The organism is Inquilinus limosus (genome assembly GCF_002195995.1).
Taxonomy (GTDB): domain Bacteria; phylum Pseudomonadota; class Alphaproteobacteria; order DSM-16000; family Inquilinaceae; genus Inquilinus; species Inquilinus limosus_C.
This window is the reverse complement of sequence record NZ_NHON01000002.1, coordinates 125,522-147,544: the sequence shown is the minus strand read 5'-3', so window position 1 is coordinate 147,544 and position 22,023 is coordinate 125,522. Positions and strand designations below refer to the sequence as shown.

At 69.8% G+C, this 22,023-nt stretch carries 9 protein-coding genes and 1 pseudogene; all 10 read right to left on the bottom strand.

What is annotated here, in order from left to right:
• Positions 1-187 precede the first annotated feature (187 nt).
• Positions 188-7,657, bottom strand: a pseudogene (locus tag BWR60_RS36170) (hypothetical protein); the annotation flags it as partial.
• A 402-nt stretch (positions 7,658-8,059) separates the two neighbouring features.
• A complete protein-coding gene (locus BWR60_RS02155; protein ID WP_088149355.1) occupies positions 8,060-8,878 on the bottom strand; it encodes a helix-turn-helix domain-containing protein in 819 nt (272 codons plus the stop codon).
• A gap of 617 nt (positions 8,879-9,495) precedes the next feature.
• Complete coding sequence (locus tag BWR60_RS02150) at positions 9,496-10,449, bottom strand: helix-turn-helix domain-containing protein (protein ID WP_088149354.1); 954 nt, start codon at positions 10,447-10,449, stop codon at positions 9,496-9,498.
• A 528-nt stretch (positions 10,450-10,977) separates the two neighbouring features.
• Complete coding sequence (locus tag BWR60_RS02145; protein ID WP_088149353.1) at positions 10,978-12,537, bottom strand: ABC transporter substrate-binding protein; 1,560 nt, start codon at positions 12,535-12,537, stop codon at positions 10,978-10,980.
• Positions 12,538-12,576: 39 nt separating this feature from the next.
• Positions 12,577-13,425: a hydrolase gene (locus BWR60_RS02140; RefSeq protein ID WP_088149352.1), complete on the bottom strand. Its 849-nt coding sequence runs from the start codon at positions 13,423-13,425 to the stop codon at positions 12,577-12,579.
• A 284-nt stretch (positions 13,426-13,709) separates the two neighbouring features.
• Positions 13,710-15,824: a beta-galactosidase gene (locus BWR60_RS02135; RefSeq protein WP_088149351.1), complete on the bottom strand. Its 2,115-nt coding sequence runs from the start codon at positions 15,822-15,824 to the stop codon at positions 13,710-13,712.
• An 88-nt stretch (positions 15,825-15,912) separates the two neighbouring features.
• Positions 15,913-17,652, bottom strand: coding sequence for a dipeptide ABC transporter ATP-binding protein (locus BWR60_RS02130; RefSeq protein ID WP_088149350.1), 1,740 nt, complete (start codon positions 17,650-17,652; stop codon positions 15,913-15,915).
• A gap of 20 nt (positions 17,653-17,672) precedes the next feature.
• Positions 17,673-18,848 (bottom strand): ABC transporter permease, encoded by a 1,176-nt coding sequence (locus tag BWR60_RS02125; protein WP_088149349.1) that lies wholly within the window; start codon positions 18,846-18,848, stop codon positions 17,673-17,675.
• On the bottom strand, positions 18,848-19,834 hold the full coding sequence (locus BWR60_RS02120; RefSeq protein ID WP_088149348.1) for an ABC transporter permease: 987 nt from the start codon (positions 19,832-19,834) through the stop codon (positions 18,848-18,850). Before BWR60_RS02120 ends, BWR60_RS02125 begins: the two co-directional genes overlap by 1 nt.
• A 30-nt stretch (positions 19,835-19,864) precedes the next feature.
• Positions 19,865-21,973 carry an alpha-amylase family protein gene (locus BWR60_RS02115; RefSeq protein ID WP_088149347.1) on the bottom strand — a complete coding sequence of 703 codons (2,109 nt, stop codon included), beginning with the start codon at positions 21,971-21,973 and terminating at the stop codon, positions 19,865-19,867.
• Positions 21,974-22,023 lie beyond the last annotated feature (50 nt).

The window sequence follows — 22,023 nt, the reverse complement described above, 5'->3', positions numbered from 1 at the left end:
GGGCGAYGTCGCCGACATTGACCCCGGCGGTCGCGCCATGGCCGATCGCCACGCCGTCCTGCACCGAGGTCGAGGCCGCGACGCCGGCCGCCAGGGAGTTCACCCCTGCGGCGCCGTCATTGTCATAGTTCGCCCCCTTCGTGCCGCCGTCGTTGACGCTGTAGTAGTGCGTCAGCTTGCCGGTGACGTCGGTGATCTGGGTGTTGAGCGTGTCGACCGCCGTGTTGGTGGCGAAGAGCTGCGAGCCGTTCACCGCGTCGGTGGAGTCCAGCGCGATGCGGCCGGCCGCGACATTGGTGATCGTCCGCTCCGCCCCCGCCGCGCCGACGCTGACCGTCGAGCCCGGCGTGGTGCCGGCGAAGGCGTAGGTCTTGCCCGCGATCGTCGTGCTGGCCGTGCCGACCGCCGCAGCCGTCACCGAGCCGGAGCCCAGCGCCACGTCGCCGGCATTGGTGGCCGAGGCCCCGTCGCCCAGCGCGACGCTCGACGCCGCCAGAGCCTTCGAGTTGTTGCCGAGCGCCGTGGCGTTCGCCGCCGACGCGGTCGCACCCGGGCCGACAGCCGCGGAGAGCTCACCGGACGCGTTGGCGAACTCGCCCACCGCCAGGCTGTTGCTGGCGCTGGCACTGGAGTTGGCACCCAGCGCCGTCGAGCCGCTCGCCCCCGAGGCCGCGGCGTTGGCGCCGATGGCGATGCTGCTGGAGGCTGCGGCCTTGGTGTTGGTACCCAGCGCCACGGCATCGCCGCCCGAGGCATTCGCCCCGAAGCCCTGCGCCACGTCCTGGGCGCCCGACGCCGTGGCGCCGATGCCGGCCGCCATCGCATTGGCGCCGGTGGCGCCGTCGTTGTTGTAGTTCCCGCCCTTCGTGCCGCCGTCATTGACGCTGTAGTAGTGCGTCGCCGTGCTGGTCACCAGGTTCTCGATCGCCTGGTTCGAGGCGAAGAGCTGGCTGCCGTTGATGGCGTCGGTGGAGTCCAGCGCGATCCGGCCGGCCGCGACATTGGTGATCGTCCGCTCCGCCCCCGGCGCGCCCACGCTGACCGTGCTGGTCGGCGTCGCCCCGGCGAAGGTGTAGTTCGTTCCGCGGATCGTGGTGCCGGCGGTGCCGACCGCCGCCACGGTCACCGAGCCCGAGCCCAGCGCCACGTCGCCGGCATTGGTGGCCTTGGCCGTGTCGCCGAAGGCGAGCGAGCCGGCCCCCGTGGCGCTGCTGGCATTGCCGAGCGCCACCGACCCCTGGCCCGTCGCGGTGTTGCCGCTGCCGAGGCCGACCGCGCCGGTGCCGTTGACCGTGTTGTTGGCGCCCATCCCGACCGCGCCGGTGCCGGTGACGATGTTCGGGTCGCCGATCGCCACGGCGCCGTCGCCGGTGGCGACATTGCCCGCGCCGATCGACACCGCCTTGCCGCCCGTCGCCTTGGCGCCGGTGCCGATGGCGACCGCATCGGCGGCATCGGCGACGGATTGCGTGCCCATCGCGATCGCGTTCTCGGCGGAGGCGTTCGAACCGAAGCCGACCGAGGTCGTCTTGTCGGCGGCGACCCCGATGCCCGCATTGGTGCCGATCGCGACATTGTCGTCGCCGGTGACCAGGTTGCCGGCGGAGGCCTTCGTCGTGGCGTCATAGTCGACGGTGCCGTCGCCGGAGCCCATCGCGACGTTCCGCGTTCCGGTCACGCCGGCGCCGGCGCCGCGCATGGTGCCGTTGATGCCGCCGCCGAGGCCGACATTCTGCGCACCGGTGACGAACTGGCCAGCGCCGAGGCCCATGGCGATGGAGTTGGTGCTGCCGGTCGTCGCGCCGATGCCGGCGCCGCGCCCGATGACGACCGCCCCGTCACCGGCGGCGGCCGCAGCCGGGCCGATCGCCATCGCATAGGAGCCCGTCGCGCCTTCGTTGTTGTAGTTCGGCGCGTTCTTGCCGCCGTCGTTCACGCTGTAATAGTGGACGGCGCCGCCGGCGATGCTGGCCTCCAGCGCCTGGTTGGTGGCGAAGAGCTGGCTGCCGTTGATCGCGTCGGTCGAGTCCAGCGCGATCCGGCCGGCCGCGACATTGGTGATCGTCCGCTCCGCCCCCGGCGCGCCGACGCTGACCGTCGAGGTCGCCCCCGTGCCGGCGAAATTGTAGGTCTTGCCGCCGATCACCGTGCTGGGCGTGTTGACCACCGCAGCGGTCACCGAGCCCGAGCCCAGCGCCACGTCGCCGGCATTGCCGGCCGAAGCCGCATCGCCGAAGGCGAGCGAGCCCGCACCCGCGGCCTTGCTGGCGTTGCCCAGCGCGACCGAGCCCTGGCCCGTCGCCGTGTTGGTGTTGCCCAGCGCCACCGCACCGGTGCCGTTGACCGTGTTGTTCGCGCCCATGCCGATGGCGCCGGTGCCGGTCACCGAGTTCGGATCACCGATCGCCACCGCGCCGTCGCCGCTGACGACCTGGCCTTCACCGATAGCGACGGCACCCGTGCCGCCGTTCACCTGCGAGTTGTGGCCGATCGCCACCGAGCCCGGGCCGGCCGCCGCCGCCACCGTGTTGGTGTCGCCCAGCGCCACGGTCGAGGCCGCCAGCGCCTGCGAGGCGTTGCCGATCGCAGTGGCGTTGGCCGCCGCCGCGTTGGCCGCGTTGCCGACCGCGATCGCATTGTCCGCCGAGGCGTTGGCGTGCAAGCCGACCGCCGTGGAGGCGGCGCCCGACGCGGCGGCCTGGAAACCGGTCGCGAGGGCGAACTGGCCCGAAGCGACACTCCCCGCGCCGAGGGCCTGGGCCGTCTGGGCGGCCGCATTGGCATTCTGGCCGAAGGCCGTCGCCCAATCGCCGTTGGCCTTCGCGCCCGCGCCGACCGCGGTCGTGAAGGACCCGGTCGCGTTGGCGTTCGGGCCGATCGCGATCGAGGCTCCCGACGGCCCGGTGGACACGGCGCTGGTGCCGATGGCGATGCTGTCCACGGCCGAGGCGGCGGCCGCGTTGCCGACCGCGATCGCATTGTCCGCCGAGGCGTTGGCGTGCAGGCCGACGGCCGTGGACGCCGCCCCGCCCGAGGCCGCCTGGAAGCCGGTCGCGAGCGCGAACTGGCCACTGGCGACGCTCCCCGCGCCGATGGCCTGGGCCTGCTGGGCGGACGCGGTGGCGTTCTGGCCGAAGGCCGTCGCCCAATCGGCCGTCCCCTTCGCGCCCGCGCCGACCGCGGTCGAGTAGGCTCCGGTCGCCGAAGCGTCGGGTCCGGCCGCGATGGAGTCGAGGCCGGTCGCGCCGTTGTTGGTGTAGTTCGGCTTCTGCACCCCGCCGTCGTTCACGCTGTAGTAGTGGGTCGGCGTGCTGGCGGCGATGGCCGAGATCGCCTGGTTGGTGGCGTAGAGCTGGCTGCCGTTGATCGCGTCGGTCGAGTCCAGCGCGATCCGACCGGCCGCGACATTGGTGATCGTCCGCTCCGCCCCCGCGGCGCCGACGCTGACCGTGCTGGCCGGCGTTGTGCCGGCGAAATTGTAGGTGGTGGCGCCGATCACCGTGCTCTTGGTGGCGACCGCCGCCGCGGTCACCGAGCCCGAGCCCAGCGCCACGGCGCCGGCCTGGCCGGCCGKGGCGCCGGCGCCCAGGGCCACGGACTGCGCCGCCGACGCGGTGGTGGCGCCGCCCAGGGCGATGGCGTCGTCCGCTGTCGCCTTGGCCTGCCCGACGCCGTTGCCGCCGATGCCGATCGAGCCGGCGCCGGTGGACTGCACGGTGTCGCCAATGGCGACGGCACGGACGCCGGACGCGTTGGTGCCGGTGCCGATGGCGATGGAGGCGTGGTCGCCGGCATTGGCGTTGGCGCCGAGCGCCACCGAGAACTCGCCATTGCCCTTGGCCCCGGTGCCGACCGCGGTCGCGCCGCCAAGCGCTCCCGCAGCGACGGCGCCGTTGCCGACCGCCGTGCCGTTCTGGGCCGAGACCGAAGCCCCGTTGCCGACCGCAGTGGCATTCTCAGCCGCCGCATTGGCAAGAATGCCGACGGAGGTGGCGTTCGCCGCGGTCGCCGTGGCGGCGCGGCCGACGGCCGTCGTGAAGTCCGTCGAGGCGATGGCGCCGCCGCCGAGGGCCAGAGAGCTGGCGCCGCTGGCGTTGGCGCTGACCCCGAAGGCGCCCGACGACGCGCCGGCCGCGACCGACCCGGCGCCGACCGCGGTCGAATTGAGGCCCGTCGCATTGGCCTGGAAGCCCAGCGCCGAGGCCGCCGTGTTGGTGGCACGCGAATTCGGACCGATCGCCGCGGCGTTTTGCGCCGTGGCGCCCGCGCCGGGGCCGACCGCCGTGGCGAGCTCGGCCTTCGCGTTAGAGAAGACGCCGACCGCCAGGCTGTTCGTACCGCTCGCATTGGCATTGGCGCCGACCGCGGTCGAACCGCTTGCTCCCGCGGCAACCGTCGCGGCGCCGATCGCGGTGCTCAGAGCGGCGGTGGCGTTCGCGCCGTTGCCGGCCGCGATGGATTGCGATCCGGCAGCGTTGGCCTGGAAGCCGATCGCCGACGAGTTCGTGCCCGCCGCGGTGGCTGCCACGCCGGCCGCTATGGTGTTGGCGCCCGTCGCGCCGGCGTTGCCGTAATTCGCCTGCTGCGTGCCGCCGTCGTTCACGCTGTAGTAGTGGACGGGCGTGCTGGCGGCGATGGCCTGGATCGCCTGGTTGGTTGCGAAGAGCTGGCTGCCGTTGATCGCGTCGGTCGAGTTCAGCGCGATCCGCCCCGCCGCGACATTGGTGATGGTCCGCTCGGCGCCGGGGGCACCGACGCTGACCGTGCTGGCCGGGGTCGTGCCGGCGAAATTGTAGGTGGTGCCGCCGATCACCGTGCTCTTGGTGGCGACTGCCGCCGCCGTCACCGAGCCCGAGCCCAGCGCCACGGCGCCGGCCTGGCCGGCCGTGGCGCCATCGCCCAAGGCGGTCGCGCTATCGGCGGTCGCCTTGGATTGCCGGCCCAAGGCCATGGCGGCGATGCCAGTCGCGTTCGATCCCGTCCCGAGCGCCGTGGCGGCCCCCCCGTTGGCGAGCGCGGCATTGCCCAAGGCCGTGGAGTTGACGCCGGTCGCGTTGCTCTGATTGCCCAGGGCGGTGGCGCCGTCGGACGCCGCGACGGACACATTCCCGAGTGCCGTCGCAGACAGCCCGGCGGCGTTGGCCGATGCGCCCATCGCCGTCGAGTTCGGCCCGCTGGCATTGGCGAGGATACCGACCGCCGTGGCGTTCGCGGCCGAGGCCTTGGCCGATCCGCCAAGGGCCGTGGACCAGGTCCCGGTCGCGCCGGCCAGCAGGCCGACGGCTGTGCCATCCTGGCCGGTGGCAACGGCATTGTTGCCGATCGCGACCGCTTCGAACGACAGGCCTCCGGTGGGAAGCGCCGTGCCTGCGGCCCCGCTGGCATTGGCGCCGATGCCGATGGCAATCGGAGACCCGCCCTGGGCCCCCGTGACGACGGCCTTGGCGCCAGACCCGAGGGCCATCGCCCCGCCGCCGGCGGAGTTGGCGTCGGCGGTCGCACCCTGACCCAGGGCGACCGTGTGCCCCGTCAACGCGCTGGCCCCGGAGCCGATCGCGACCGACTGCGGGCCTGTGGCCGAGGCTCCGATGCCGGCCGCCAGGGCGCCGACGCCGGTCGCGCCGTCGTTGTTGTAGTTCGCGCCGTGGGTGCCGCCGTCATTGACGCTGTAGTAATGGACGGCCGCGCCGGCGATGTTCGCCTCCAGCGCCTTATTGGTGGCGAAGAGCTGGCTGCCGTTGATCGCGTCGGTCGAATCGATCGCGATCCGCCCGGCCGCGACATTGGTGATCGTCCGCTCCGCCCCCGCGGCGCCGACGCTGACCGTGCTGGCCGGGGTCGTGCCCGCGAAATTGTAGGTGGTGCCGCCGATCACCGTGCTCTTGGTGCCGACCGCGGCCGCGGTCACCGAGCCCGAGCCCAGCGCCACGTCCTTGGCGTTGGTCGCCGAGGCCGCGTCGCCGAAGGCGAGCGAGCCGGCGCCCGCGGCGCTGCTGGCGTTGCCCATCGCGACCGAGCCCTGGCCGGTCGCGGTGTTGCCGTTGCCGATCCCGACCGCGCCGGTGCCGTTGACCGTGTTGTTGGCGCCCATGCCGACGGCGCCGGTGCCGGTGACGGTGTTCGGGTCGCCGATCGCCACCGCGCCGTTGCCGCTGACGACCTGACCCTCGCCGATCGCCACCGCGCCCGTGCCGCCATTCACCGTCGAGTTGTGGCCGATCGCGACCGAGCCGGTGCCGGCCCCCGCCGCCACCGTGGTGGTGTCGCCCAGCGCCACCGTCGAGGCGGCGAGTGCCTTCGAGCCGTTGCCGAGCGCAGTGGCATTCGCCGCCGCCGCACTGGCCTTGTTGCCGAAGGCCGCCGCGTTCGCCCCGGCGGCATTGGCGAAAGCGCCCACGGCCGCCGCGTTCAAACCACCCGCCACGGCGCCTGCCCCCGACGCGGTCGCGTTGTCGGCGAGCGCGGCGGCGTTGTTGCCGACCGCTGTGGAGGAAACGCCCGTGCCCTGGGCCCCCGACCCCGCCGCCACCGAGCCGACTCCGCTCGACACGGTCCCGTTGCCCAGGCCCAGCGAGAAGTTGCCGGCCGCCTTGGCGGTGGGGCCAACCGCGACAGCGCCCTGGCCCGTGGCCTGGGAACTCACCCCGATTGCGGTGGCGCCACCCGTACCGGTCGCCTTCGAGACGCGGCCCATGGCGATCGCGTCCAAGGCGGAGGCCGTCACATCGGTGCCGATGCCGATGGCGCTCTCCGCCGTGGCCCCCGTCCCCGCGACGGTGCGCGCGCCGAGATAGATCGAGTTCACGGCGGAAGAGATCGACTGCCAGCCGATCGCGATCGAGCTGTTGTTGGTCGCGTTGGCCGCCAGACCCATGGCCACCGAAGCAAGGCCGCTGGCGCTGGACACGGTCCCGACCGCGACGGAATTCTCGGCGGACGCATTCGCCGAAAAGCCCAGCGCCATCGCCTGCTTGCCGCCGGCGAGCGCGAAGTTGCCCAGGGCCGACGCGCTCGAACCGCTCGCGATGGTGTTCGAGCCCACGGCAACCGTGTTGTTGTTGGTCGCTTGCGCCGCATTTCCCAGCGCCGTCGACTGGACGCCGCTGGCGAGCGCGCTGGGGCCGTAGGCCGCCGAACTGGCGCCGCTCGCCGTGGTGCTTGCGCCCGCGGCGATCGAATTGCCACCGCTGGCCTTCGAGCTGATGCCCAGCGCCGTCGCATTCCCCGCAAGGGCGGAAGCGGTGTTGCCGAGGGCGAGCGAACCGCCGGAGTTGGCCGTGGAGTTGACGCCGAAGGCCGATGCCCCGTCCGTGAGGGCGCGGGCGTTTCCGCCCAGGGCCAGGGCATTGACGCCGGTCGCGTTCGAGAAGACGCCGATCGCGATCGCGTTCAGGCCATTGGAGCCATTCTGATAGCCGATCGAGATCGAGCCATCGCCGGTGGAGTGGGTGGCGGTGCCGATCGCCGTGGAGTTGTTGCCGGTGGCCACGGCGCCGTTGCCGATGGCGGTCGGGTTGCCGCCCGTGCCGCTGCTGCCGGGGCCGAAGATGGCCTGCGCGGAGGCCGATTGCGGGGCCACCACCCCCAGCGCGACCAGCAGCGCGGCCACCGCTCCGCCGGCGCCCAGAGAGCCCAGGCCCAGCCGGTCGCGCTTCATGCCGAGGATGCGATGCGCGTTGCGCAGCGCCGCCATCAGGCGGCGGCGGAGGGAACGGCTGCTGTTATCACCGGCGCCCGGGACCCAGTTCCCCGCGAAACGAGCAGAGGGCCGACGAGTGGTGGAGGCGTTGGGATTCCAGGCGCTGCTCACTTATGTGACCCCCTCTGCAGCCGCGGCCGTTTTCGGCTCCGCCGGCAATAAAACCGAATTACGCAATCTGCCTGCCAGAAACTCACGGGTCCGCCGCGGCTGTATTCCATGAATCTCCGGTTTCTTCAGGAAAGCGCGATCGCTTCATGAAAAAACGCGCGCGACGGAAAGACAGGAGATTTCTCTATTTTTCGCTAATACTGACGAATGCTGTCACCGGCAGGGCCGGGGCGCCGGCACACCCCGGTGTTATCGTTCCCGCCGCACCTGCAGCGGTGTCTTCTGCCGGTGCTTCTTCATCGTCGTCGTCAGATGGCTCTGGCTCGAGAAGCCGCTCTGATAGGCGACCTCGGCGATGGTCAGCTCACCCCTGGTCAGCAGCTTCTCGGCGAACCCCAGCCGCTGGTCGACGACATAGCGGTGCGGCGGCTCCCCGAAGGACCGGGTGAAGGCCTGGATGAAATGCCGGACCGACAGGCCCGCGATCCCCGCCAGCTCCGCCACCGGCAGGCTGCGCGACAGGTTGTTCTCGATATAGTCCTGCAGGCGCCGCGCGACGCTGGCGGCCAGCCCGCCGCGGATGACCAGCGGCGGCTTCCGCACATTCGAGTAATGGCGGAGGATGTGGACGCCGAACAGCGTGATCAGGGAATCCACGTAGAGCTCGTTCGGGACCTCCCGCTGCGCCAGCTCCGCCTTCAGCAGCTGGCCGATGCGCAGCGCCCAGGAATCGACGGTCCCGGGCGGCGGCGGGCGGAGCTCGACACCGGCGGTGTCGAACTCATGCGTCGCCAGCGTCCGCATCGCATCCTCGGTCAGGGCGACGATCACGCTTTCCCGAACCGTCGGCCACGACACCCGGCTGTCCGCACGCACCGGGCTGATCAGCAGGGTTCCGGACGCCGCATCGAACTCCTGCTCCGCCTCGCCCCTGCGGGCCACGGTGGCCCGGCGGACCGAGGACAGCAGGACTTCGGCGATATGGTGCTTGGTGTCGGCCGCCTGCAGCCCCGGCGGATGGATCGCGTGGATCGCCCCGCCATGGGGCGTCGCGAGCCGCGAGCCCATGCTCCGTGGAAGCAATGTCATCAGCGGCACGGCCCCCGACCGGTCGGCGCCGAGGCGGGGCAGCGGTGCAGGGTTTCGCGTCCGGATCGACCCGGGCATGCCGGCGGCAGCTCCGGATGGTTTCACGAAATAGTTCATCGTAAGTCCGAAGCGGAGAGGATGGTTTCTTCAGCGATGCCCTGGAACGCTCGCCACGGCGGTTCTGGCCCTGATCTTCTCCACCATGCCTGGCCCGCCCAGCGCCGTGGAGACGAATCGCCTATCCCATTGATGTATCAACTTCTTTCTGGGCTTACGCATCACGCCCCGGCTTCCGCCCGGCCGGGCCATCGTGGGCCGGAGCAAAAAAGCCCGACGTTTATTCCTAGGGCAGGAATTCCATAGGTCGTGCAAGCTGGTATTCCACAAATGTCCGATTTTTTCACAAAATGGCAAACGATTGCCAAAAAGCTCATGAATTTTTTGAAACCTAATATTTTATGCAGTTTTATCGGAAAACCCACATCGAATCCTGACTTGATCATGGATGGCTCAAGTTTTGGATGATCCGGCGCTCCACGGCGCCGGCCGGGTGAGCCGCCATCATGTCCGGGCCGTCCCGCCGCAGGCCCGGCCGGTTACCGGTCGCGCCGGATCTGCAGCGGCGTGATCTGCCGGTGCTTCCTCATGCTCGTGGTCAGGTGGCTCTGGCTCGAGAAGCCGCTGAGATAGGCGATCTCCGCGATCGCGAGATCGCCGGTCCTGAGGAGCTTCTCGGCGAAGGACAGGCGCAGCCCGATGACGTAGCGGTGCGGCGGGTCGCCGAAGGTCCTGGTGAATGCCTGCAGGAAGTGCCGCGCTGACAGGCCGGCAACCGACGCCAGCTCCGTCAGGGACAGTTTCGTCGTGAAGCTGGCATCCAAGTATTCCCGCACGCGCCGAACGCTTTGCGCGGGCAGCCCGCCTTTGACGGAAGTCTCAGCCTGGTTGATGCCCGAATACTGACGAAGAAGATGAATCCCGTGCAACGTGATCAGGGATTCCACATACAGGCTGTTCGGCACCTCTCTCTGGACCAGCTCGGCTTTCAAGAGAAGTGCGGTCCGGAGCGCCTGCTGGTCGACGGTCCCGAGTGGTGGCGGCTGGAACACCGCACGCCGCGCCCCGAGCTCCCGGTCCGCCAGCCCGCGCAGGGTCTCCCGCGTCCAGGCGACGACCACGGCCTCGCGCCTTGATGCCCAGGCATAGTGACCCTCCACATCGGCCGGCTGGACGATGAGCGCGCCGGGAGACATGTCGAGGTCCTGCGGCGGCCGGCCTCCAAGAGACACCCTGACCCGTGCCGGAGACAGCAGGACGCCGGCAAGGTGGTGATCGGCCAGGAGCCGCTGCGGTCCCGGCGGACGAATCGCATGGATGACCGCCCCACGCGATGTCACCAGCCGCGGCCCGGCGTTCTCCGGAATGCCTTTGAGAAGATGGTCGGCCGATGCCTTCCGACTGTCGGAGCCGCGCCGTTCCAGCCTGCCGTCGGTGCCGGATACGCCGCAGTGACTGCCGGCCAGCCGCTGCGCCTCAACGATAGTTGCCATGACGATCGCCAGATCAACCAGCTGTCAAACCCAGGGCCTTGCGCCTCACTATTGCAGGCGGCCTCAATTTATTCCGCCCCACCTATCCAGAAATCACGCCACTCATCTCAAATCTTCGGAGTCAATTCTGGATTCGGATTCAGATGGATCCATCCGTTCCCGCTCGGGAGCTTTATCTCTCGCAGGGTTGATTCTGAATCAACAGATTTTATTTTATACATTTTCGGATTGTTTATTTCATTAGACAATCCAATATTGTTCAATATTTCAGACACACCAATTCCATCGGCCTTCATGTGAAACGAGAGGCCCGTCACGGATCGGGGTTCATTGCGCCGGCAGGCCCTTCTGGAGCGCTGGGACCGAAGCGGACCGCAAGCGCCGCATCACCTTCGTGAGCCACCGGTCGGCCATGGCCTGCGTCCGGCGACCGACCCGCCGTCTTCGGGACCAGATGCCTCTTCGTGCCGGCGTGATCGTCTCTGGGAGGCCTGGCCGGGCCGTCGGGGCAGACCCGCCCCGCCGCGCCTATTCCGCCTTCCAGGCGCCCCACAGGATCGGCTTGCCGCCCGGCCAGGGCTGGTAGCCCTTGAGCTTCGGCCCCGCGGCGTCGGCGACGATGTCGTAATACAGGCCGATGATCGGCACCTGCCGCGCCATCAGCGCGTGCATCTGGTGCAGGATCGCCTTGCGGGCCGCCGGATCGTCGGTCTGCACGGATTTGGCCAGCAGATCCGCCGCCTGCGGATCATCCCATTGCGCCGTCGGGCGCTCGGCCTTGCGGCCGATCACCGCCGTGTACATCAGCGACGGGTCGAGCCGGGCGGAATAGCCGAAGGATTGCAGTTGGAACCGGCCGGCCATGTAGTTGTCGAGCTGGGTCGCCCAATCCAGCACCTCGAGCCGGGCGTCGATCCCGACCGCGGCCAGCATCGCCTGGACCACGACCGCGCTGTCATACATGCCGTCATAGCGCTTGTTGGTCTGGATGGTGATCGGCTGGCCCTTGTAGCCGGCCTCCTGCAGCAGCGCCTGCGCCTTGGCCGGATCGTAGGCCGGCCAGTCGAGGAAGCCGTCGTCGAAGAAGGTGCTGGCCCTGGGCACGGCCGAGGGATTGGCATCCGCCAGCCCGCCGGCGCGGGCCTGGGCGACCTGGCGGATGTCGATGGCATGGGCGATCGCCAGGCGCATCCGCGGGTCGGACAGCAGCGGGTCGCGGGTCTGGATCAGCAGTGTCGACCAGCCCAGGCCCGGCGCGGTCTCGACCGTGGCGCCGGCCGCCTTGACCTGGTCGATCTGTGCCGGCGCCAGGCTGGGCAGCAGGTCGATCTGGCCAGCCGCCAGCGCCGCCTCCGCCGTCGACGGGTCGGGCACGATCTGGAAGCGGATGATGTCGGCATGGGCGATGCGGGCGCCGGCGTAGCCGCTGGCCGGTTCCGACAGCGGCTTGTAGCCGGCGAAGCGCTCCAGCACCACCGCCTCGCCCCGCTTCCAGGATTTCAGCGTGTAGGGGCCGGTCCCGATCGGCGCGTTCCAACTGCCGTCCGGGTTCAGACTGTCCGGGCTGATGACCCCGCCGGCGAAGCACTGGAACTGCGCCAGCTGGGCCAGGAACAGCGCGTTCGGCGCGGCGAGGCGGAACCGCACGGTCTGCGGGTCCGGCGTCTCCACCGCATCGACCTTCAGCCCGGCGGTGCCGTCGAACAGCGGGCGGCACAGCCAGGCCGGGTCGGCCCAGCGATGCTCCCAGCTCCATTTCACCTCGGCCGAGGTCACCGGCTTGCCGTTGTGGAACAGCGCGCCCGGGCGGAGCTTGAAATCATAGGTCCGGCCGCCATCCGAGACGGTCCAGGATTCCGCCAGGGACGGGCCGACGGTCAGGTCCGCGCGGTAGCCGACCAGGGATTCGACGACATGCTGCAGCACCGTGTCGGTGTTGCTGTCGCGGTTGATGCCGGGATCGGTGCTGCGGATATCCGCGGTCAGCGCCACGGTGATGGTGCCGCCGTCGCGCGGCGCGTCCTGCGCCGCTGCGGCGCCGGCAGCCAGGACCAGGGCGAGCGCGAGCCCGCCGAACATCGCCTTCATCACGGCCCCCTGTTTGTCGTTTCGTTGCTTGTCAGACCCTCAGACCGCGCGTCGCCGCGCCAGCACCTCCCCGAAGAAGCTCTTCACCGCGCCCAGCAGCTCGCGGTCGTCATGGCCGATGCCGGGAATGGTGTCCTGCTGCACCACGACGCCGTTCGCTTCCAGGCTGCGGCGCAGCGACCGCATCCGGTCCAGCCGGTTGCGGCCGGCCATGTCGGCGCCCGGCATCCACCAGGAATCGCCCGGCTTGATCGTGATCTCCCAGGTCTCGGTGTCGTCGCCGCCGATCACCATGTGCACCGGCACCCGGCGGATGGCGTCGAGGTCGAGCGCCTTGCCGAACACCGCCTCGAAGTCGCGCACGCCGACCCAGAAGTCGTGCTCGGGGTCGAGCAGGGTGACGACGCCGGGCGCGCCGATCGAGGCGCCGAGCAGCCGTTCGGGATGCAAATAGAGGAAACGGTGGGTGAAATGGCCGCCGCCCGAGAAACCGTACATCAGCACCCGGTCGCCCTCGATCCGGTAGCGGGCCTGGGTCTCGGCGATCATCGCCAGCAGCACCGCGTCGTAGTGCAGGTCGCCGGCGCGCAGCAGCTTGTAGCTGGACAGGTCGTTCGGCTCGGTGATGCCGACCGGGAACAGCGGCGCCAGCACGATCACGCCGTTCCGCTCGGCGAAATCGGCGAAGCCGTCCCGGTATCGCTGCATGCCGCGCTCGGTGCCGTGCACGACCACCGCCAGCGGCCAGCGATCGGTGCCGTCCTCGTCGTAATCCTCCGGCACATAGGCGCAGTAGCAGAAGCGCTGGTCGAGGCCGCAGGCATAGACCGTCGTCGCCCCGAAATCACTGGATGTCAGCACCCGTCCGTGCCCGTGCGGCCGCGCCATGATGCCTCCCTCGTCCTGTTGTTCGAGAAAGTGAGGCATATTTTTAAGTCTATGAAAAGCATCATCTCCGGCAATCAGGCAACTGGATCGTCTTTTCTCTTTTGGAAACACATTGGCCCTGTGCCGAGCGCCGGACCAGCACCAAGCGGGGTCGGCCAAGTCCGGCTGATCCTTCCGAAAGCCCCGCAGAATGCAAAGGGCCCCGCCCTTTCCCGGGCGGGGCTCTGATCAGGCCTCGACATCGAGCGAGAAAGCGGGTGCGGGGCCGCGGCCCCGCTCCGCAGCTATGTGAGCCGGACCACCAGGGCGTCCCGCGGCGGGAGCACCACCTCGTCGCCCGTGATCCGGGCAGTCCCGGCGCCCCAGTGACTCTCGCCAGGGCGGAGCGTCCCGTGCCGGCCTGCCAGCGTGACGGTCGAGCGCTGGGTCTCTCGCGTCGGGTTCACCACCCAGAGCACCTTGCCGCCTTCGCCGTCATGCAGCCTGGCCTGCATCGCGCCGTTCGAGAGCCGCACATGCTGCTCCTTTCCGGTCCAGGCGAAGATCTCGCAAAAATAGCTCCGGTTCGCCTCGCCCGAGGTCTTGAAATAGCCCACGCCCGGATGGGTGCCGACCAGCAGGGTCCGGCCCCGGCCATGGGTGTGCTCGACCACCGCGAGCCGCCCGTCGGCGAACCGGCCGCGCTCGGTCCCGCCCGCCAGCGTGTAGCTCTGCAGGAAGCCGCCGCCCGTCACCGTGTGGCCGCCATAGGTGAAGCGGATGCGGTCGCCGATGTCTGGCATGAACTCGACCTCGTGCTCCCGCACCCCGAAGACGCGGTCCAGCCCGTGGTTGGGCTGCACCACGCCGACCTGGCCGCGGTCGCCGAAATAGCCGATGCAGGCCTCGCTGATCAGCGTGCCGCCCGCCTCCACCCAGCGGGCCAGTCTCTCCGCATGCGCCGCCGTGAGCATGATCGGATAAGCGGCATAGATCGTGTCGTAGGCGTCGATGTCGTCGACATGCGCCCAGTCCGCCTGGATGCCGTTGTCGAAGAAGCCGCGATAGGCGCCCCACATCGCCTCGGCATAGGTCTCCGGGCAGTGGCGGTGGTTGAGCAGCAGGTCCCAGGCCTGCGCCTCCGGGACGACCAGGAGGCCGATGTCGCCTTTCACCGGTCGTGCCGCGAACAGCTCCTTCTGTTCCGGCGCGTTCGCCCATTTCGCGATGGTGCTCGCCATCTCCGAGCGCGGCGTGCGCGAGCCGTCCATGGCGTAGGAGCCGAAGGCGCCGAACAGCGGGCCGTCGAGCAGCGGCCGCCAGCGCAGATTGAGGACACCGGTCGCCCCGGCGGCGAAGGAGGTCATGGTCCAGGCCCGGATATCCTCCGGCTCGGCGACGCGGCCATCCTCCTTGTCGCGGCCCAGCACCTGCGGTTGCAGCCACAGCGGCCCGCCCTGCCGCTCCGCGTGCCAGAACGGCTTGCCGCGGGCGGCGGCGCGGGTCATGTCGGCGCCGTAGAAGTTGCGCCAGGGCTGGTTGCCCTTGCGCGCCGGGACCCAGGTCATGCCGTAGATCTCGACCTTGGACGCGGCCAGCCAGTCGTCGCAGCCATTGGCCGCCATGTTCGGGATGGCGCCGGCGATGCCATGCGCGGCGATCAGGCAGTCCGGGTCCACCGCGCGGATCGTGTCGATGCGCCACTGCATCTGGCCGTAGAAATTGTCCCGCCGGAACTCGATCCAGTCGAGACCCTCCGGATAGGGGGCGATCTCGGCCGGCGGCTCGATATCCTCCCACTCGGCATAGGAATAGCGGTGCCAGGCCTGGGCCAGGGTCTCGAGGTCGCCGTATTTCCGCTGCAGCCATTCGCGATAGGCAGCCTTGGCGTGGCTCGAATAATCGACGTCGGCGGCGTAGTTGACCTCGTTCCAGACGTCGTAGCCGAGCAGCGCCGGATGTCCCTTGTAGCGGGTGGCGAGCGCCGTCAGGAAGGCGCCGGCCGCCTCCTTCACCTCGGGGCAGTTCATGCTCAGGGCCCCTGCCCCGCCGCCATTGTTGGCGAAGCCGCCGACGGCGGCGCTGACGCCCATATTCGAGGTCAGCGGCCGTCCGTCCATCCGGACCTGCCGCGCATGGGCGAATTTGCGATAGGCCCAGTCGGGGACCGTGTGGGTCAGCTCGGCGATGATGGTCTTGAGGCCGTTCTCGGCCGCCAGGTCCATCTGCCGGTCATAGTCGTCCCAGTCGTACACGCCGGGCCGGCGCTCGATGACGCTCCACATGAACCAGTGGCGGAAGATGTTCAGCCCGTCCTCCGCCGCCGTCCTGTAGTCGCGCTGCCAATCCTCGCGCGGCGGGTTGGATTTGCGGAAATAGACCGCCCCGAAGGGGATCTGCGGGACCTTGTCCGTGGGCATGGGGCGCTCCTTTCGCGCAATGCTCGTCCTTCGGCGGGCGCGACCTGCGCCCGCCGCGTCAACCGGCGGCGTGATGATCCCTCGGGGGCTAGCCGGTCTTGCCGGCCGATGCCTCCCCGGGGACGAAACGGGTGCGGTGCATCATCCGCTTGCGGCGCGGATCCGGGTTCGGGACGGCCGAGATCAGGCTGCGGGTATAGGGCTCGCGCGGCGCGGTGCAGATCTCCTCGGCCGGCCCCATCTCCACCAGGCTCCCGCGATGCATCACCGCGACCCGGTCGCAGAAATAGCGGACGACCGAGATGTCGTGCGAGATGAAGACGAAGCTCAGCCGCAGCCGCCGCTGGAGGTCGAGCAGCAGGTCGAGGATCTGCGAACGGATCGAGACGTCGAGCGCGGCCGTCGCTTCGTCGGCGATGACGATGCGCGGGTCGAGCGCGAGGGCGCGGGCGATGCCGATGCGCTGCCGCTGCCCGCCCGAGAAGGCGTGCGGATAGCGCTCCATGCCGAGCGGGTCGAGCCCGACCAGCTCCATCAGCCCGGCGACCCGCCTGGTCAGGGCGGCACCGCGCGCCGTCCGGCTCACATACAGGGGATCGCCGATGATCTGCTTGACCGTCATGCGCGGATTCAGCGAGGCGAAGGGGTCCTGGAACACCAGCCGGACATCGCGGTGGAACGCCTTGAGCCCCGGCTTGCCCAGCGCCGTCACCTCCACCGGCCGCCCGGCGCCGTCGACATAGGTGATGCGGCCGGCGCTGGGCTCGACCGTCCGCAGGATCAGCCGGCCGAGCGTGGTCTTGCCCGAGCCGCTCTCGCCGACGATGCCGAGATTCTCCCCGGGGAAAAGGTCGAGGCTGACATCGTCGACCGCCCGGATCGCGTGGTCGCCGCGGCCATAGACCTTCGAGACGTTGCGCAGCGACAGCACCGGCGACGCCTCGCCCGGCTCGGCCGCCGCGGGCCGGGTGAGCGCGCGCCGGTTCTGCTCCAGCTTCACCGTCGCGTTCAAGAGCGCGCGGGTATAGGGGTACTTCGGGTCGTGGAAGATGTCGTCGGCGCTGCCGCGCTCGACGATGCGGCCGTAATGCATCACCGCCACCTCGTCGGCGATCTCGGCGACCAGCCCCATATCGTGGGTGATCAGCAGCATGGCCATGCCGCGGCTGTCCTGCAGCCGCTTGATCAGGTCGAGGATCTCCGCCTGGGTGGTGACGTCCAGCGCGGTCGTGGGCTCGTCGGCGATCAGGATGTCGGGGTCGCAGGCCAGCGCCATGGCGATCATCGCCCGCTGCCGCATGCCGCCCGAGAACTCGAAGGTGTAGCGGTCGACCATCCGGTCGGGATGCGGGATTTCCACCTGGCGCAGCAGGTCGATGGCCGCCTCGCGCGCGGCCTTCTTGCCGAGCCGGCGGTGCAGGCGCAGCGCCTCGACGATCTGCGAGCCGATCGTGTGCACGGGCGACAGCGAGCTCATCGGCTCCTGGAAGACAAGGCCGATCCGGCCGCCGCGGATCTTCAGCAGCTCCGGGCTGCGTTCCGTCAGCCCGGCGATGTCGGTCTCGCCGGCCTCGCCGCGCAGCAGGATGCGACCGCCGGCGATCCGGCCGTTGCGGTCGATGATGCGCAGCAGCGCCCGCGCCGTCACGCTCTTGCCCGAGCCGCTCTCGCCGACGAGGCAGAGCGTCCGGCCGCGCCTCAGCTCGAAGCTGACCTCCCGCGCCGCGTGCAGGATATGGGTGCGCAGGTTGAAATCGAGGCTGAGCCCTTCGACCCGCAGCACCACCTCGGCCGTGTCGGCGGCTGCGGCGGGCCGGTCCGCCGTCATCAGTCCCATCGCGGCCCCCGTCATGAGTCGTAGGGGTCGGCCGCGTCGCGCAGGCCGTCGCCGAGGAAGTTGAAGGCCAGCACCGCCAGCACCACGGCGCCGGCCGGCCAGACCAGGAGCCACGGGGCGCCGGCGATGGTGCGGACGTTCTGCGCCTCCTGCAGCAGCACGCCCCAGGAGACCACGGGCGGCTTCAGCCCGATGCCGAGGAAGGACAGCGCCGTCTCCGCCACGATCATGGTGGGGACGGCGAGCGTCACCACCGCGAGAATGTGGCTGGTGAGCGAGGGCAGGATGTGCCGGAAGATCAGCCGCCGCTCGCCCGACCCGTCCAGCCTGGCGGCGGTGACGAAATCCTCTCCCCGCAGGGCGTAGAACCGGCCGCGCACCTCGCGCGCCAGCCCGGTCCAGCCGAACAGCGAGACGATCAGCGTGATGACGAAATAGACCTGGAGCGGCGACCAGGTCAGCGGGATCGCCGCCGCCAGCCCGAGCCAGAGGGGGATGGTGGGCATCGCGCTGATCACCTCGATGATGCGCTGGATCACCATATCCACCGCGCCGCCATAGAAGCCGGAGAGGCTGCCGAGCGTGACGCCGAGCAGCAGGCTGATGCAGACGCCGATGAGCCCGATCGACATCGACACCCGGGTGCCATAGATCAGCCGGCTCAGCAGGTCGCGGCCGAGCTTGTCGGTGCCGAGCAGATACAGGGTGTCGCCCGGCCGCACCGGGCCGATGAGATGCCGGTCCATCGGGATCAGGCCCCACAGCCGGTAGGCCGGACCTTTCACGAAGAAGCCGATCGGCACGACCTTGGCCTCGTCCACCACATAGCTGCGGCGCAGCGAGGCCTGGTCCACCTGCATCGAATAGCCGGTGACATGCGGCAGGAAGCGGGAGCCGCCGTCGGGGTCGGCCGCGAAGAAGCGGATCTTCTGCGGCGGCGCGTTGGTGAATTGCGGCCGCGCGGCGTCGGGCAGCGCCGGCGCCAGGAACTCCGCGAAGGCGCCGATGAGGTAGAACAGCAGGATGACGACGCCCGACGCGACCGCCACCTTGTTGCGGGCGAAGCGCCGCCAGATCAGCGTCCATTGCCCGGCGGCAGCAATCTCGCCGGGCTTCGTCCCGGGCTTCAGGGGGGTGATGGCGGGGCCGGTCTCCGCCGGCCCGTCGATGAAGATGTGCCCGCTCATCACGTGAACCGGATCCGGGGGTCGAGCAGCGCGAGCAGGATGTCGGAGACCAGCATCCCGATCAGCGTCAGCACGCCCATCAGCAGGATGAAGCTGCCGGCCAGGTACATGTCCTGCGAGATCAGGGCCCGGAGCAGCAGTGGCCCTGCCGTCGGCAGGTTGAGCACGATGGCCGTGATCGTGGCGCCCGAGATCAGCTCCGGCAGCACCCAGCCGAGGGCCGAGACGAAGGGGTTGAGCGCGATGCGCACGGGATAGCGCAGCACCGCCCGGCGTTCGGGCAGGCCCTTGGCCTTGGCGGTGATCACATAGGGCTTGTTCAGCTCGTCGCTGAGATTGGCCCGCAGGATCCGGATCAGCGCCGCGGTGCCGTGCGTGCCGATGATGATGATCGGTATCCAGAGATGGGCGAGGAGGTCGCCGATCTTGGCCCAGGACCATGGGGCGTCGACATATTCGGGCGAGTAGAGCCCGCCCACACTCTGGCCGAAATACTTGTAGGAGAGATACATCAGAGTCAGCGCCAGGATGAAGTTCGGCACTGCGAGACCGAGGAAGCCGAGGAAGGTGAAGCCGTAATCGCCGACCGAATGGCGGCGCATGGCCGAATAGATGCCGATCGGCAGCGACACGGCCCAGACGAAGAGCAGCGAGGCGAGCGAGATCGCCAGCGTCGAGCCCATCCGTTCCCAGATCAGGTCGGCGACCGGCCGGTTCCATTCGAAGGAATAGCCGAAGTCGCCGCGGAACAGGATGCCGCTCATCCACTTCCAGTACTGCAGCCAGACGGGATCGTCGAAGCCGTAGATCTCCCGCAGCCGCGCCACCTGCGCCGGATCCACGTTCTGGCCGGAATCCGTCATCATGGCGATCATCGAGGTGAGATAGTCGCCCGGCGGCAGCTGGATGATCAGGAACGCGATGATCGACATGCCGAGCAGCGTCGGCACCATGTAGATCAGGCGTTTGATGACGTAGCGCAGCATGTCCGCCCGCGCCCCTCCCCTGTTTCTGCTTCAGGCCCAGGTGATGTGCACCGCCTCGACCAGCTCGATCGCCGGGACGGTCACGGTCACCCGGCCCGCCTCCACCTCCGCCTCCGCCGCCTCCCCGGCGACGAGCAGCCGCGCCCCGGCGAAGGCGCGGCCGACGGGGATGGCCACCGAGACCTCCTGCCGCCCCACGGGATAGGTCTCCCGCGTCGGCCCCTTCATCATCATCGGGTTGGTCAGGTTCTGCAGCGCGACCACCAGCCCGTCCTGGTTCTCGCGCAAGGCGACATCCAGCACCGACCGGCCGGTCACCTCGACATCCGGCCGCTTGCCCAGCGCCCAGCGCACGGCATTGGCGATCAGCCGCTGGTGATCGGCGGCCAGCACTTCCCAGAAGATGCCGCCGATGTTCCAGGGGATGTAGACCGTCCGCCCGCCGCCCGGATGCCGGCGCGCCACCACCGCGGCGCCCCGCGGCGCCTCGCGCGGATAGACCTCCTCCATCGGCAGGTCGGGGAAATCCGGCACATACAGGAACGGCACCTCGGCATCGACCGCGGCCTCGACGCCGATCAGACGGGTGCCGCCGATGATGCGCGCCGCCCCGTCATAGCCTTCCGAGATCGGGTGGCGGCCGTTCAGCGCGACATAGCTGTTCTGAACGCCCGCCCGGGGCGGCCGGGTCACCGTCACGCCCAGCAGGCGTGCCAGCGCCAGGGTTCCCCGCGGGCGGTTGTTCTCGTCGCGCGTCGAGGTCTCATGGGCGGCGACCACGCCGCCGCCGCGGGCGACATAGGCCTCCAGCGCGGCGCATTGCGCGTCGGACAGGCAGGTCGCGTTGGCGAGGATCACGACCTTGAACCGGTCGAGCCGCTCGGGCGTCATCGCCTGGTCGGACAGCATCTCGAAGGGCAGCTTCTCCTCGACCAGCGCCTGGTAGACTCCGAGATCGTCGGCCTCCGCCTCCCGGCGTGTGTCCGGCCCGTGATGGCGCAGGGTGGTGGCGGGATCGAGGATGGCGATCTCCGCCGCCGGCCGTGTCGCCGCCAGGACCGGCTCCAGCGCCGCGTGCAGGCCGAAGCTGTCGACGACCGGCGCGACCCAGCGCTGATCCGGCACCACGCCGTTGAACTTGGTAAACCATGGCAGCATGCCCTGGACCACGCCGTCGAGCATCCAGGACCGGATCTCGGGGCCCGTCGTCACCGCATCCTTCCAGCGGTATTTCTCCTCCGGCCCAATCGAGGTGATCAGCACCACCGGCCGGTCGCGGAAGGTCGCCCGCATGCGCTTGCCGTTGCGGCCCGACATCCAGACCGGCTCGGTGCCGCGCCGGCCCTGGTCGTCGACGACCAGGAACGGGCAGTGCTTTTCGATCAGCTTGAGATCGAACTCCATCAGCGACACGCCGCCCATGTTCGGGATGAAGCTGGTGTTCGGCTTGATCGCCTTCATCGCCTCGTCCCATTCGACCACGAGGCGGCTCAGCACCGTGCGCCGCCAGGCCGTCCAGGCCAGCCAGGCCGGATCCTCGGGGTTGGCATCGAGCGGCAGGTCGTGGCCGGACGCGTCGCGGAAGTTCCGCCGGCAGGTCTCGCAATAGCAGACGCCATGCCCCTGCCAGCGATTGGCGAAGATCGCGTCGATGTCGTAGTTGCGCGTGATCTCGCGCACCACCTGCGGCATGAACTCGAAATTGTAGCCGCTGTAGGCGCAGGTGACCCAGACGCTGGGATAGGCCCAGTGGCGGCGCCGGTTGCCATCCCTGTCGACCGCGATCCATTCCGGATGGGCGTCGGCCGCGTCCTGGTGGATGGCATGCGGGTCGACCCGCGCCATGACATGCATGCCGAGGCGCCGGGCGCCCTCGACCAGCGTGCCGAAGGGGTCGGTGTCGCCCAGATACTGGCTCACATAATGGAACGGCACCTTGGAGGGGTAATAGGCGATATACCCCCCGGCGCTGAGGCAGGTCGCGTTCGACTTGCTGCGCCGGAACAGGTCGATCCAGAACTCCGGATCGAAGCGGATCGGGTCGTCCTCGGCGAGGGTGAGTTGCGTCCAGCGCGTCGCCGATTTGTACCAGTCGGCTGTCCTCAGGCCCCCGGCCGATGGCGCAACGGTGTCCGGCATGTCTCGCTCTCTGTCTTTCGGTCGAGGGATCCGGTGCCGCCCCATGGGCG